This window comes from Bacteroides clarus YIT 12056, from assembly GCF_900129655.1.
Taxonomy (GTDB): Bacteria; Bacteroidota; Bacteroidia; order Bacteroidales; family Bacteroidaceae; genus Bacteroides; species Bacteroides clarus.
Genome location: NZ_FQWK01000007.1, coordinates 105,221 through 120,467, shown reverse-complemented (window position 1 = coordinate 120,467; position 15,247 = coordinate 105,221). Strand labels below are relative to the sequence as shown.

General features: G+C 46.3%; 11 protein-coding genes. 7 read left to right on the top strand and 4 right to left on the bottom strand.

Features of this window, described 5'->3' with window-relative positions:
- The first annotated feature begins 361 nt into the window (after nt 1–361).
- From BUB52_RS13705 to BUB52_RS13695, 3 genes are all read left to right on the top strand, one after another.
- Entirely contained in the window at nt 362–3,568 is a 3,207-nt protein-coding gene (locus tag BUB52_RS13705; protein WP_009121813.1) for a SusC/RagA family TonB-linked outer membrane protein, read from the top strand.
- 19 nt (nt 3,569–3,587) lie between these two features.
- Nucleotides 3,588–5,240: a SusD/RagB family nutrient-binding outer membrane lipoprotein gene (locus BUB52_RS13700; RefSeq protein WP_009121814.1), complete on the top strand. Its 1,653-nt coding sequence runs from the start codon at nt 3,588–3,590 to the stop codon at nt 5,238–5,240.
- Between the two features lie 70 nt (nt 5,241–5,310).
- A complete protein-coding gene (locus BUB52_RS13695; protein ID WP_009121815.1) occupies nt 5,311–6,336 on the top strand; it encodes a hypothetical protein in 1,026 nt (341 codons plus the stop codon).
- A gap of 45 nt (nt 6,337–6,381) precedes the next feature.
- Here the strand turns inward: BUB52_RS13695 and BUB52_RS13690 are convergent, their stop codons facing one another.
- Nucleotides 6,382–7,389 (bottom strand): aspartate-semialdehyde dehydrogenase, encoded by a 1,008-nt coding sequence (locus BUB52_RS13690; protein ID WP_009121816.1) that lies wholly within the window; start codon nt 7,387–7,389, stop codon nt 6,382–6,384.
- 153 nt (nt 7,390–7,542) lie between these two features.
- Between BUB52_RS13690 and BUB52_RS13685 the strand changes: the two genes are divergently transcribed.
- From BUB52_RS13685 to BUB52_RS13675, 3 genes are read left to right on the top strand one after another with little or no spacing between them, the layout of a single operon-like run.
- Nucleotides 7,543–9,666, top strand: a complete 2,124-nt coding sequence (locus tag BUB52_RS13685) for a cation:proton antiporter (protein ID WP_009121817.1) — start codon at nt 7,543–7,545, stop codon at nt 9,664–9,666.
- 37 nt (nt 9,667–9,703) lie between these two features.
- Nucleotides 9,704–10,414: a tRNA threonylcarbamoyladenosine dehydratase gene (locus BUB52_RS13680; protein ID WP_039950717.1), complete on the top strand. Its 711-nt coding sequence runs from the start codon at nt 9,704–9,706 to the stop codon at nt 10,412–10,414.
- Nucleotides 10,415–10,428: 14 nt separating this feature from the next.
- On the top strand, nt 10,429–11,085 hold the full coding sequence (locus BUB52_RS13675) for an ABC transporter ATP-binding protein (RefSeq protein ID WP_009121819.1): 657 nt from the start codon (nt 10,429–10,431) through the stop codon (nt 11,083–11,085).
- A gap of 15 nt (nt 11,086–11,100) precedes the next feature.
- Here the strand turns inward: BUB52_RS13675 and BUB52_RS13670 are convergent, their stop codons facing one another.
- On the bottom strand, nt 11,101–12,033 hold the full coding sequence (locus tag BUB52_RS13670; RefSeq protein ID WP_009121820.1) for a ComEA family DNA-binding protein: 933 nt from the start codon (nt 12,031–12,033) through the stop codon (nt 11,101–11,103).
- Nucleotides 12,034–12,039: 6 nt separating this feature from the next.
- Nucleotides 12,040–13,407, bottom strand: coding sequence for a sodium-dependent transporter (locus BUB52_RS13665; RefSeq protein ID WP_009121821.1), 1,368 nt, complete (start codon nt 13,405–13,407; stop codon nt 12,040–12,042).
- A 103-nt stretch (nt 13,408–13,510) separates the two neighbouring features.
- Between BUB52_RS13665 and BUB52_RS13660 the strand changes: the two genes are divergently transcribed.
- Nucleotides 13,511–13,903, top strand: a complete 393-nt coding sequence (locus BUB52_RS13660; protein ID WP_009121822.1) for a VanZ family protein — start codon at nt 13,511–13,513, stop codon at nt 13,901–13,903.
- Here BUB52_RS13660 and BUB52_RS13655 read toward each other — a convergent pair.
- Nucleotides 13,900–15,198, bottom strand: coding sequence for a UDP-N-acetylmuramoyl-tripeptide--D-alanyl-D-alanine ligase (locus tag BUB52_RS13655; RefSeq protein WP_009121824.1), 1,299 nt, complete (start codon nt 15,196–15,198; stop codon nt 13,900–13,902). The two genes, BUB52_RS13660 and BUB52_RS13655, sit on opposite strands and share 4 nt — an antisense overlap.
- Nucleotides 15,199–15,247 lie beyond the last annotated feature (49 nt).

Here is a 15,247-nt window from a genome sequence, read left to right as displayed (position 1 = left end):
AAAAATTGCAAAGAAATGTTCTTGATATTGAATAATAATATATCTTTGTTACGTGTGAAGTACACAAAATACTTTATCACCTTTGTTAATAACAAGATTTATCTCTTAAAACGACCGGCAAAGTTAAGAAATTAACCGGATTTAATTCAAAATCAATATATACCGAGTTCCTCGTGGACTTGGACTTTTAAAGAAAAAAGAGATATAATATAGTAGTTATGAACCTTTAAACGGAAGAAAAGCCTATGGAACAGTAAAAGAGTCCTAAAAAGAGTAGGATAGCTCTATTCTGATTTATCTACCCGCTATCCATTTTTTTGAGAATACTATTTTTAATTAACAACAAAATCATCAATCATTTATGAATGGAGAACACAAAAGAAGTAGTGCCGATGTAATGGTAACACAGACTACTTTGATAAAAAGATTATTTATTCTATCGGTAACCGGTTTAATGCTTATGTGCGGCGGTTGCTTCTCTGGAATGAGTGTATATGCGCAGAATGCCACTTCGTCAAATGCACAGCATGCAAAGAAAATTTCGGGAGTTGTTATAGATTCCAATGGCGAACCTATCATCGGAGCGGCAGTACTGGTACAAGGAACGAGTGTAGGTGTTGCAACGGATGTCGACGGAAAGTTCTCACTGGATGTTCCGTCCAATGGGAAAACGCTTGTTGTGTCTTATATAGGATATGATAATCAGGAAGTTCCTATTACAAGCAGTTCGCAATACAAAATAACCTTGAGCGGAACAAATTATGCGCTGGATGAAGTCGTGGTTACTGCTTTGGGTATGAAACGCGAGAAAAAAGCGCTCGGTTATTCCGTGCAGGATGTAAAGGGGGATGCTCTTATCGAGAACCGTACTGCAAATATCGCTACTTCACTGAATGGTAAGGTTGCCGGTATGAATATTTCCGCAACTTCTATTCCCGGCGGTTCCAATCGTATCGTTATCCGCGGTAACAACTCTATTTCCGGTAATAACATGCCTTTGGTCGTAGTGGACGGTGTGCCGTTCGATAATACTCAGGGTGTGGACGATGCCACTACCAACTCTTGGGGTACAGGATTCTCGGATACCGGTGACGGATTGTCAATGCTGAATCCCGATGATGTTGAATCCATCTCTGTATTGAAAGGCCCTTCGGCTACCGCTCTGTATGGTTCACGCGGTGGTAACGGTGTTATCCTGGTTACTACCAAGAAGGGACAAGGCGGTAAAACGCTGGTTTCTTACAATAGCAATTTCACTTTTGAGAATGTGATGATTCAGCCTGAGTTCCAGAATGAATACGGTCAGGGTACGGGAGGAGCGTTCGATATTACTTCCCGTAACTCTTGGGGCCCGAAAATGGGTACGGTTGTTACCGACTGGACAGGACAGACCCGTCCTTTGGAAGCTAAGAACAATGATTTCTCGGATTTCATGAATACGGGTACATCCTGGACGAACTCCGTAGATGTAACGGGTTCGGCGGCCAAGATGAATTATCGCGTAGGACTTTCCAATACGACACGTAAAGGGGTTATTCCCAATAACAGTTTGAGTAAGAATAATTTCTCGGTTCGTGCCGGCGGTGAAATTATCAAGAACCTTACTCTTGATGCCAAGGTGAACTATACTTATCAAAAAGGTAAAGGAAGACCGGAATTCTCCGCATCCGGTTTTAACCCTATTTTTGCATTGATTTATACTCCCCGCAGCATTAATCTGCACGAGATGAAAAATATTTTCGATGAAGAGGGCAATATTCTGGATTGGTATTCCAAGCCGCTTACAGTCGTAAATAACCCGTATGCCGCTACTTCACTTACCGGTAACCAGGATGTTACGAACCGCGTCAACGGTTTTGCTTCCTTGACGTATGATATCAGCAGTTGGTTAAAGGCTATGGTACGTTTCGGTGGCGATACTTATGGCAAGAAAACAGAAAAATGGATACGTCACGGATTGATTTCAAGTTCCGGTTATAGCGATGGCCGTTTCTCTACGGGACAATATAATATGACCGAATATAATGTGGATTTCCTGGTAACGGCCCAGAAAGACAATATCGCCGATTCTAAATTCTCCGGTTCTCTTTCGGTAGGCGGTAATAAGATGAACCGTAAATACAATACTTTTGTCGCTACGGCCGAAGGCTTGAATATTCCGGAGCTCTATACTATCCAGAATGGCATATCGCAAACAACGTCGACTTATAATTCACAGAAGGAAGTTCAATCCCTGTATGCATTGGGACAGTTGTCTTGGGATAATTATTTGTTCTTCGATGTGACGGTACGTAACGACTGGTCTTCCACTCTTCCGAAGAATAACCGCTCGTTCTTATATCCGTCATTCTCTTTGGGTTGGGCTGTAACCGACATGCTGACTAAGTTCAAGGTGAATGTTCCCGAATGGATTTCTTTCGGTAAGTTACGTGCATCTTATGCCGAAGCCGGAAATGATACGGATCCTTATCAGTTATTGTCTGTACTGTCTACCGTTTCCAACATGGCAGGCGGGCAGATGGGTGTAGCGGAACCTTCGACAAAGACCAATGCTAATTTGAAACCGGAGATTATCAAATCCATGGAATTCGGTGCCGATGTCCGTTTCTTTGATAACCGTTTGGGCTTTGACGTTACTTATTATGACAAACGCGCATACAATCAAATCATCTCCATGCCTTCGTCCATTACATCCGGATACAGCGCTAAGTATATCAATGCCGGACGCGTAGACAACTGGGGCTGGGAACTTCAGGTGAATGCCGTACCTGTCCGTACGAAGGACTGGGATTGGAACGTATGGGTGAATTTCGCAAAGAACTCTTCCAAGATTGTTGAGCTTACCGAAGGGGTAGAGTCTATCACTTTGGCTCAACCTATGGGACAGAACTGTTATGTAAGAGCTACGGTTGGCGAACCTTACGGACAGATTTATACGAACGGATTTAAGTATGACGATAACGGAAACCGTTTGGTAGGTGACGACGGTAAGTATATCGTTGATAACACATTACGCGTATCGGGTAATATGAATCCGGATTGGACGGCCGGTATCGGTTCTACATTACGCTGGAAAAACTTGTCATTCGGTTTCTTGATTGATGTGCGTTACGGCGGCGATGTATATCTGCAATCCATGATGCGTTTGCAATCCAACGGTCAGACCAAAGAAACGGTTGCCGGACGTGAGGAATACTATACTACCGGTAAGGGACTTATTTCCCAAGGCGTGAATGTAAATACCGGACTGCCGAATACGGTTGAACTTGACCCTACTACTTATTGGGGACAGTTCTACGGCAATATCGGGAATTATATCTATGATACAACGAACGTACGTTTGCGCGAGCTGAATCTGACTTGGACATTACCCGACAAATGGTTTGCAAAAACCATTATCAGAGGTCTCAAGCTCAGTGCCGTGGCTAACAATGTATGCTTCCTGTACAATAATCTTCCGGGATTTGACCCTGAATGTACATACTCTACTGGCAACGGACAGGGTATAGAAACGGCATCTCTGCCTTCTACCCGTTCATTTGGTTTCAATCTTAATGTTACATTCTAACCCATAAAAGGATAATAATATGAATAAGTTATTTAAAACAATTATAAGCATCGTTGGTATCTCAATGGCCTTCGCGGGTTGTACCGGCGATTTCGACAACATGAATACCGACCCTAACAATCCTACTCCGGGTTCGGTCGATCCTAAGTTCCAGTTGATATTTATCCAGGGACGCGGTATTCCGTATGCCAATCAGTGGCAGCAGATAGACCAGCTGATGATCAGTACGCTCTGCGAATATTCGGCAAACGACGGTCTGTCGGCCTCCGACTATAACATTGACTCCCGATACATTGACGATTTGTGGAATTTGAGCTATACGGTACTCACGAACGCCAACTCTCTGATTAGCGCCAATGAGGACAAACCTATTTATAATAATGTGGTTCAGATGGCACGCATCTGGAAGGCTTATGTAATGTTGCGTCTGACCAATTGTATCGGTGATGTTCCTTATTCGGAAGCTGCCGATGATATAGACCAGCCTAAATATGATACGCAAAAAGATATCTACTACACGATATTCGATGAATTGAAAGATGCGGTAAGTAAACTGGACGAATCGGCCGCTAACAATGTAGGTTCTTATGACCTTATTTATGGCGGTGATGCCGCAAAATGGAAAAAGTTTGCCAATTCTATCCGTTTGCGTATGGCCGTCCGTATCTCCGATGTGGATGCCGCTAAGGCGAAAACGGAAGCGGAAGCCGCCATTACGGCCGGAGTATTTGCCGGTGAAGATGATGCCGCTTATATGAAACAAGGCGAAGATAAGTTCTCGCAGAATCCTATTTACTATCATAAGGGCTCTGCCGTAATGCACATGTCGACTGCCTACAAGCGTCTTGTAACGGGTATCGGCGGACAAGCGTGGCCTACGGCTGCCGACCGTGTCAGCAATGCAAATATAACCGAAGCGATTATCGCTGCCAAAAATGCTCCTGCTACGGTTGACCCCCGCGCTCCGATTCAGTTTGAGCCTGCCGGTATGATTGACGATCCTCAGGACCCGGCAATGAAAGGCAATTGGGACGGAACAGACCCGGGACACGTAACATCCGCAGTGGGTGCTGCGATGGATAACGGACAGTTCGTCAGCAACTTTGCAAAAATCGGTCCTTGGTACTATGGTACGATCGACAGAAAATATCAATTATTCAAATATAGTGAATTGTGCTTCCTGAAAGCGATTGCCATTGAGCGCGGCCTTATCGCCGGTAATGCCAAGGATGCCTATGAAGCAGGCGTACGCTCAAATATGGCTGAGTTTGATATTCCGGAAGCGGTGATTACGGACTATCTGGCCTCTACCGCTCCTAATTATTATGGGACTACCGCCAAATATGATGATACAACAGGCGATTGCAATACGCATATGGATAAGATTCTTACCCAAAAATATATTGCTCAATTCCAGGAATGTTCTTTTGAAACTTGGGCCGATCATCGCCAGTTCCATAAGCCTACGCTCATGCCGTTTGCAAGTGTAAGTTCAAGTGTGTTCACTATGAATCCTGCCGACCAGGCCAACAATACTCCGAACGCGTATGTTAAGCGCATCTATTATCCGTCTTCAGAGTATACGGTCAATGCGGCTAACGTAAAAGAGGCCGAAAGCCGTATGGGTGGAACGAACAGCATACAGAATAATGTATGGTGGGATGTTGATTAATTAAGATTGAATCATTTGATGCGTAGCCGGATATGACAAGCCGGCTACGCATTTTTCTTATATACATGATATGAAGCGTTTGTTTTCTTTAGTTTTTATCGGATGTTTCCTGTTTTGTATCCAAGTGAACGGGCAGGGTACGTTGTCGCAAGCAAAGGCGGAGCCTGGTAACCGGTTACCAGGATTTGCCGTAAATCCTATTTCCGGAGAGCAGGAAAAGGTTTTTGTTTATGCTCCGGGAATCAATATCCATATCAATGCGCCTTCGGAATCTTTATTTGACGGGAATAAACCGACCAAACTCGTACTATATGCCTTGCCTAATGGTAACAGTACGGCATGGACGATAGGCAAAGCGCCGGAAGAGGGAGATGACTGGCACTTCCATATACAGAATATCGGGGCCCAAACACGCTATCTTAGGGCTACGGCCCGTGATTGTAACTGGGTAACCGTCTATTTGGAAGCCGATTCCAAAAGTTGGGGACGCTGGAGAAAGGCCGGGCCGATGCGTGATTACAAAATCAAGGAAACGGTAGAATATCTCCTCGCTCTCTTTTCAGAATACAATCCGCATATAGAGCTGAACAGTCATAGCGGCGGTGGAAACTTCATATTCGGCTTTATGGATGCCAATACTGAAATACCCGGGTATGTGAAAAGGATTTCCTTTATCGATAGCAATTACAATTGGGATGATAAACGGTATGGCAATAAGCTGAAACAATGGCTGGCGGCTTCTCCGGATAACCATCTTTTCGTTGCTTGCTATGATGATGCCAACGCTTTGCTGGACGGTAAACCTTTCGTCTCCAAAAAGGGAGGGACGTGGCATCGTACCTATTTGATGCAACGCTACTTGAGGCGGAAGCTGAAAAGGCTGAAATGGGAGAAAACGGAGACTGACAGTATTATTTCTTACACAGCGGATAATCGGCGCATTCTGTTTTATTCCAGAAAGAATCCGGAACGGGCTATCTATCATACGATACTCGTGGAAAGGAACGGTTATATTCATTCCGAGCTTTCAGGAACAAAGTATGAGGGAACGGGATATGTGTTTATGGGTAAGAAAGTTTACGATGGTTATCAATAAAAAGACGGGGAAAACCCCGTCTTTTTATTGATATAAGTTGCTTTTTTAAAGAGCGTTTTCTTTAACCAGATATTCTGCAATCTGAACGGCGTTCAATGCGGCGCCTTTCTTGATTTGGTCTCCTACAATCCAGAAGGTCAGTCCGTTCTCGTTGCTGAGGTCCTTACGGATACGGCCTACGTATACAGGGTCTTTTCCAGCGAGGAACAACGGCATCGGGTATTCTTTTTCTGCCGGGTTGTCCATTAATACCAGTCCGTCGCCCTTGGCAAACGCTTCGCGCGCTTCCTCGATGGAGATAGGGCGTTCTGTTTCCACCCAGATGCTTTCCGAGTGGGAGCGGAGAGCGGGTACACGAACGCAGGTTGCGCTGACTTTGATGTCGGAATGCATAATCTTACGCGTTTCATTGTACATCTTCATTTCCTCTTTGGTGTATCCGTTTTCGGTGAACACATCAATCTGGGGAATCAGGTTGAAGGCCAACTGATAGGCAAATTTCTCGACCGTGACAGGTTCACCGGCCAATACTTGGCGATATTGCTCGTACAACTCATCCATGGCGGCGGCGCCTGCACCGCTGGCAGCCTGATACGTAGATACGTGTACTGTCTTTATATGAGAAAGCTGTTCGATGGCTTTCAGCGCCACTACCATTTGGATAGTAGTACAGTTAGGGTTGGCGATAACACCGCGCGGACGGTCTTTGGCGTCAGCGGCATTTACCTCGGGTACAACCAAAGGCACATCGGCGTCCATACGGAAAGCGCTGGAATTGTCGATCATCACGGCTCCGTACTTGGTAATGGTTTCGGCGAACTCTTTAGAGGTGCCTGCGCCTGCGGAAGTGAAAGCGATATCAACCCCTTTAAAGTCATCGTTGTGTTGCAAGAGTTTAACCTCGATCTGTTTACCGCGGAAGGTGTATTTAGTGCCGGCACTGCGTTTAGAACCGAACAACACTAACTCGTCCAACGGGAAATTCCTTTCATCGAGCACTCGCAGGAACTCTTGTCCCACGGCTCCGCTTGCTCCAACAATAGCTACTTTCATTTTTCTTTTGTTTTTAATATAGTTTATAAAATAGTTCCAATCTATCTATAAATGATAGAATTGGTTGCAAATTTATAACAAATTGCTGTATGGCACCGCATAAAGTGAAAACTTTTTCGTTATTTTGCAGTTAAAACCTAAAACTCGCTGCGTATGGACTGGTTCAATCTCAGTTTAACACTTCCTATAACAGACCCTACATGGATATTCCTCCTTGTACTCCTTATTATATTGTTTGCGCCCATATTGCTGAATAAACTGCGTATACCGCACATTATCGGCATGATTCTGGCCGGTTTGGTGATTGGAGAACATGGTTTTAATATCTTGGTGCGCGACAGCAGTTTTGAGTTGTTCGGCAAGGTCGGGCTTTATTATATCATGTTTCTGGCGGGTCTGGAAATGAATATGGGCGACTTCAAGAAGAACCGCGGAAAGGCTGTAATGCTGGGATTGCTGGCTTTTGTCATTCCGATAGGTATTGGCTTGGTCACCAATATGATGTTGCTGAAGTACAGCCTCGTGACGTCCATATTGTTGGCGAGTATGTATGCTTCGCACACGCTGGTGGCGTATCCGATTGTAATTCGTTACGGCGTGTCCCGCCATCGCAGTGTAAGCATTGCTGTGGGAGGTACGGCGGTGACGGATACGCTTACATTGTTGGTACTGGCTGTGGTGGGCGGTCTGTTCAAGGGGGAGTCCGGTGGTCTGTTCTGGCTGTGGCTGGTGATTAAGGTTGTCTTTCTCGGAGCTTTGATTATGTATTCGTTCCCGCGTATCGGACGTTGGTTTTTCCGCCGCTACGACGATAATGTGATGCAATTTATTTTCGTGCTTGCCATGGTCTTTCTGGGAGCGGGCCTGATGGAGTTCGTGGGTATGGAAGGCATCTTGGGAGCGTTCTTGGCAGGATTGGTGCTGAACCGTCTCATACCGCATGTGTCACCGTTGATGAATCATCTGGAGTTTGTGGGTAACGCTCTGTTTATCCCTTATTTCCTGATAGGAGTGGGTATGCTGATTGATATTCATGTCATCTTCGGGCAGGGAGACGCCTTGAAGGTGGCTGCAGTTATGATTATTGTGGCGCTGGTGGGCAAGTGGATCGCTTCCTGGCTGACGCAGAAAATCTATAAAATGGCTCCCATAGAGCGTGAGTTGATGTTCGGTTTGAGTAATGCACAGGCTGCGGCTACGCTGGCGGCGGTATTGGTGGGGTATAATATCATCTTGCCGAACGGTGAGCGCTTGCTGAATGAGGATGTGCTGAACGGTACGGTATTGCTGATTCTCGTTACGTGTGTGGTGAGTTCCTTTATTACGGAAAGGGCCGCGCGTAAGATTGCCATGTGCGAGGCGCATCTGGAGGAAGAACGTACGGTTGAGGCGGAAAGGATTCTTATTCCGGTGGCGAATCCGGATACGATTGAATATCTGATGAACCTCTCCTTGCTGATACGTGATACCAAACAGAAAGATAATCTGTTGGCATTGAACGTAATCAATGACAACAATACTTCCGAGGGCTTGGAGCTTCGCGGCAAGAGGTATTTGGAGAAGGCGGCCATGATTACGGCCTCCGCCGATGTGCCGTTGCGCCAGATTACCCGGTATGACTTGAATATTGCTGCGGGTATTATCCATACGGCGAAAGAATATGAGGTGACCGACGTGATTATCGGTCTGCACCGCAAGGTCAATATTGTGGACTCTTTCTTCGGTATGCTTGCCGAGAACTTGCTGAAAGGTCTGCACCGTGAGGTTATGATTGCTAAGTTCCTGATTCCGATTAATACGATACGGCGAATTATCATAGCGGTTCCGCCTAAAGCGGAGTACGAAGCCGGATTCCAAAAGTGGGTGGAGCATTTTTGCCGGATGGGCGGCACGCTGGGTTGCCGGGTACATTTCTTTGCAAATGAGGAAACGACCGTGCGGTTGCAGGCATTGGTGAAGAAAAAGTACGGACAGACCTTGACGGACTTCTCCCGCCTGGATGATTGGGGGGACTTGCTGATATTGACCGGACAAGTGAATTACGACCATTTGCTGGTAGTGATAAGCGCGCGTAGGGGTTCTATCTCCTACGACAGTTCTTTCGAGAAACTTCCGGCGCAGTTGGGCAAATATTTCTCCAATAACAGTTTGATTGTGCTTTATCCCGATCAGTTGGGTGAACCTCAGGATGCCGTTTCTTTCTCTAATCCGCGCAATGAGGCGCAGCATTATGAGAAGGTAGGAAAGTGGGTTTATAAATGGTTTAAGGAAGATTAGTAAGTGATAAGGGGTTAATGATTGGCGGTTGGCGATGATGGAGGATTGGAAACAGAGAACCCGGCTTTTGCTGGGAGAGGAGAAAATGGAACGGCTGCAACAGGCGCATGTGCTGGTTGTCGGTCTTGGCGGAGTAGGCGCTTATGCGGCTGAAATGATATGCCGTGCCGGTGTGGGGCGAATGACGATTGTGGACGCGGACACGGTGCAGCCTACCAATATAAATCGTCAGCTGCCTGCTTTACACTCTACTATGGGTAGGGAGAAAGCGGAGGTTTTGGCGGAACGCTTCAAAGATATCAATCCGGATATACAGCTGACGGTATTGCCTGTATTTCTGAAAGACGATAATATACCCGGACTGCTTGATGCTGCCCGGTATGACTTTGTGGTGGATGCTATCGATACGCTTGCTCCCAAGTGCTATTTGATAGCGGAAACGCTGAAGCGGCATATCAAGATTGTGTCGAGTATGGGGGCGGGGGCCAAGAGTGATATTACTCAAATACGGTTTGCCGATATATGGGACACCTATCATTGCGGACTGAGCAAGGCGGTAAGAAAACGCTTGCAGAAACTGGGGATTAAGCGGAAGCTCCCGGTTGTATTCAGTACCGAGCAAGCCGACCCGAAGGCGGTGCTGTTGACGGAAGATGAACAGAATAAAAAGTCCACTTGCGGAACTGTAAGCTATATGCCGGCTGTATTTGGCTGCTATCTGGCGGAGTATGTCATTAAAAGATTGTAACAGTAACTAAAACGATGATACGATTAGAAGGAATCACGAAGAGTTTCGGTAATTTGCAGGTTTTGCGTGGCATCGACCTGGAGATAAAAAAAGAGGAAGTTGTCAGTATTGTCGGTCCCAGCGGTGCGGGAAAGACTACCTTATTGCAGATTATGGGGACGCTGGATATGCCCGACAGCGGTTCGGTAATGATTGATGGTACATTGGTGAACCGTTTGAATGAAAAAGAACTCTCCGCTTTCCGTAACAGGCATATAGGCTTTGTCTTTCAGTTTCACCAATTACTGCCGGAATTCACGGCTTTGGAGAATGTGATGATACCTGCCTTCATTGCCGGAGTGGGGCAGCAGGAAGCGAGAGCGGCGGCTACCGAAATATTGGATTTCATGGGACTGACGGAACGCGCCTCACATAAACCCAATGAGCTGTCCGGTGGCGAGAAACAAAGGGTTGCTGTCGCACGTGCGCTCATCAATCATCCTGCGGTGGTGTTGGCGGATGAACCGTCCGGAAGTCTGGACACCCATAACAAAGAGGAACTGCATCAGTTGTTCTTTGATTTGCGCAACCGTTTAGGGCAGACGTTTGTGATTGTGACGCACGATGAGGGGCTGGCGCAAATTACCGACCGCACCATTCATCTGAAAGACGGTGAAGTTTGCAAAGAATAGCTGTCTGTTCTTTTCTTATTCAAAGCAGACATAGGGGTTCAGCCGTTCCAAATCACTTTCGGTGAATTCTTCATAGAGGGTAAACGGCTTGAGGCTATGGAGCGTTCCTTTCTTCTTGCGGTATTCCACAAGGGCTTTTGCCTGATAAAAATTTATATAGGGATGGTGGCGAAGACGTTCTATGCCGACGCGGTTCAGATTGATGCGCCGGATTTCAGAGGGCGTAACGGTGAACCATGCTTGCAGTTGGCGATAATCCAAATGAATCTCCTGCAATTGCTCTATTTGGTAAAAACCGCCTAAACGTTGCCGGTAGTTTACTATTAACCGGGCTATACCGCTGCCTATGCCGGGAATCTTTTTCAATTCGGCGGTATCTGCGCGGTTTAAGTCGAGCATTGTGCCTGCCGGATATTTATAAGTACTGTCTTTCCCGGCCTGCCGAAGGGTGAGTAAAGAGGTCGCCTTTCTTATAGTGTCTTCTGCCGTAAAATAGATGTAGGGAGAGAGCGTTTGGTACTGTTCTTCTGTCAACCCATATACTTTTTTGAAGTCTTCGGCATTGCGGAACTTTCCCCCTTTGCTTCGATAGCGTAAGATGTTCTTTGCCATCCATGCGGGAAGGCCTAAGCGGCAGAAGGTGACGGAGTCCGTACGGTTAGGGTCGAAAGGAGCCAATACAACTGTTCTCTTTTTATATCTCTCCGATTTCTTGAAACGGCTGTTCTCGTTTCTTTCTTGTTCCCGCACAGAGCTGATAAAGTTGTCGTATTCTTTCAAGGCGGCAGCCTGTATCCTGGCTTCTTCCTCAGAAAGCTGCCTGTTGTTTTGCCGGAAAGAATAAATATATCCGGAGAGAAAGATGAGGATTATCCCAATGATGAGAACAAGGATACCTCGCCTTTCTCCCCGGGAGAAGTATAAGAAGTCTTTAAACGGATTCTTCATTACTGTTTATTTGAAGAAACCCAACTCGTTGATGAAAATAAGTCCGATTCCTATTGGAGCGATATATTTCAGAATGAAGATAAGTAATCTGTATATATGTATATTTAAAGTTCCGTTATTGCTGACTTCTTCCCATACAATCTTTTTATCCAGATACCAGCCGGTGAAGAGAGAGATAAAGAAACCGCCTAAGGGCAACATGATTTTGGCGGTGACGAAGTCGAACAAATCGAAGAGGTTAAGGCCGAAAATCGTGTAATCCTTTCCTACGCCTAATGACAACGAACATAATACTCCCAGTATGATACAACCGGCTGTAACTAATCTTGCGGCTTTACCACGCGTGAATTTGAATTCCTCATGCAGGTATGCCGTTACCACTTCGTGTAAGGAAATCGTTGAAGTCAATGCTGCAAGCGCCAGTAAAACATAGAACATGATGGACAAGACAATTGCCAGCCAAGGTATGTTGCCGAATGCCTGTTGAAATACATTGGGCAATGTGATGAACAGTAAACTCGGTCCTGCATCCGGCTGAATGCCGACTGAAAACGCAGCGGGAAAGATGATGAACCCGGCGAGAATGGCTACTAACGTGTCTATACCTGCTACATTGAGCGCTGTTTTAGGCAGGTTGGTATCGTTTCTGAAATAGGAAGCGTATGTACAGAGACATCCCATGCCAAGACTGAGTGAAAAGAACGCTTGTCCCATCGCGCCTAAAAATACATTACCGTCCACTTTGCTGAAGTCTGGTTTCAGCAGGAATTCGATACCTTCACTGGCACCGGGTAATGATACGGAACAAATGGCAAGTACTATCAGCAGGATGAACAGCATGGGCATCATTATTTTGGCTGATTTCTCAATGCCTTTTTCCACTCCCTTTATGATGATGAAGTGGGTGACCAACAGGAATACTATCAGCCAGATAACAGGGCGCCACGGATTACTGACAAAGCCGTTGAAGGAGGCGATGAATTCTGCGGCGGACTTGCCGGCAAAACTGTTGGTAGCGGCCTCTCCTATAAATTCCAAAGTCCAGCCCGCTACTACCGAGTAGTAGCCCAAAATCAGGAATCCGGCTAATACGCCCATTCGTCCCACCCAACGCCATTGGGTTCCCGGAGCCAGTTTTTGATACGCTCCGGCAGTATTGGCGCGTGAACGGCGTCCGATAAGAAATTCGGCTATCATGATAGGAATACCTAATATCAGTACGCATACCAGGTAAATCAGAATGAAGGCTGCGCCGCCATGATTGCCTGTTTCGAAAGGGAATCTCCATATATTACCCAGACCAACTGCGGAACCGGCTGAAGCAAGTATCACCCCCAGTTTACTTCCAAAGTTAGCTCTTTCATTTCTTGTCATAAAACGTGGATTTTTCTTACAATTCGTTATTAATACCTCTTAAAACGTGCAAATATAGAAAATGTTCCATACTTTTGCGCACAGATTGTTCATAATTTGAGATATGCTATATTATATTAAGAAATATCCGGTATCGCTGACAGTAATACTTGCTGTAATCTATTTGTCGTTCTTCAAACCGCCTGCTACCGAGCTGGGCACTATCCCTAATCTTGATAAGGTGGTACATATTTGTATGTATTTCGGTATGTCGGGCATGTTATGGTTGGAGTTCTTGAGGGCGCATAGGAGAGACCGTACTCCTATATGGCACGCATGGTTGGGAGCGTTTGTCTGCCCGGTATTGTTTAGCGGGGCGGTGGAACTTTTGCAGGAGTATTGCACTACCTACCGTGGCGGCGATTGGCTGGATTTTGCAGCCAATACCACGGGGGCTGTGCTGGCGTCATTGGTAGCTTATTTCGTGTTGAAACCTAAGATGATGCGCCAGTCTTAAAGATAATCCACTACCGTATTCAGTTTTATACCGTTTGAACCTTTTATCAGGATGGTCTTTCCGCAAGGTTTATTCTTTTGGAGTTCGGCTATTAAAGCCGGAGCGTCGGGATAGGTGGGATAGGTGTGACGGGTCGCCGCGAATAGTTCACCTACCAGCGCCACGTCTTTAAAACCGTATTCTTCCAGACAGTCCACTATCTTCTGATGTTCCCCGGGACTGTCTTTTCCCAATTCACGCATATCTCCCAGTATCAGCATTTTGCCTCCTGCCTGCATGTTGTGGAAATTACTGATGGCCGCCAGCATGCTTGTAGGGTTGGCATTGTAGGCATCGATAATCAGTGTGTTGTCCGCGGTCTTTTTCAGTTGAGAGCGGTTGTTTCGAGGTTCGTATTCATGCAGTGCCTTGTCTATTTTTGCCGCTTCCACTCCGAAGAAATGTCCGATAGTGATGGCTGCCAGTGCATTGGGGAAGTTATAGTCGCCAATCAGTTGGGTTTGTACTTCATGACGTTCTCCTGCTTTTCCGGCTTTCCATTCGAAAGTAAGGTAAGGGGAGTTGCCGGTGACGTGACCGTTGATATAGAGATTGTCTTCCTCTCCGTAAGTTACCGGATTCAGCCCCCATGCTATTTGGGTGAGGTAAGGATTGTCCTGATGGATAAAGATGGTGGAGTTACCCTGCCGGCGCAGATAGTCGTACAGTTCGCCTTTAGTCCGGATGACACCTTCGAAAGAGCCGAATCCTTCCAAATGCGCTTTTCCTACATTGGTGATAATTCCATAATCGGGTTCGGCTATTTCCACCAGTTCCTTAATGTCGCCGGGATGGCTGGCGCCCATTTCCACTACGCCGAGTTCGTGCTCTGCTTTCAGGCGGAGAAGGGTGAGCGGCACGCCGATCGGGTTATTCAGATTTCCCAGCGTGTACAGTATGTTGTACTTTTGGGACAATACGGCGGATATAAGTTCTTTTGTTGTGGTTTTACCATTGGTCCCTGTAATGCCGATGATGCGCGTGCCCAGTTGGCGGCGGTGATAATTGGCAAGCTGTTGCAGGGTGCGAAGGCAATTGTCCACTAATATGTAATGTGTGTCTCCGGCAGGAGCATAGGCGGCTTCGTCCACGACGGCATAGGCGCTTCCCGTTTCCAGCGCTTTGGCGGCAAAGGCATTGCCGTTGAACGTATCGCCTTTCAAAGCGATAAACAGTGAGCCTTCCGGACAATTGCGGCTGTCGGTGGTTACGCCGGTACAGCTAAGAAATATCTGATAAAGAGCGGTTATATCCATGGTTTCCCCTTCTTTTGAAGTACGGTTGAAAAATCTGTTTATACGGCTG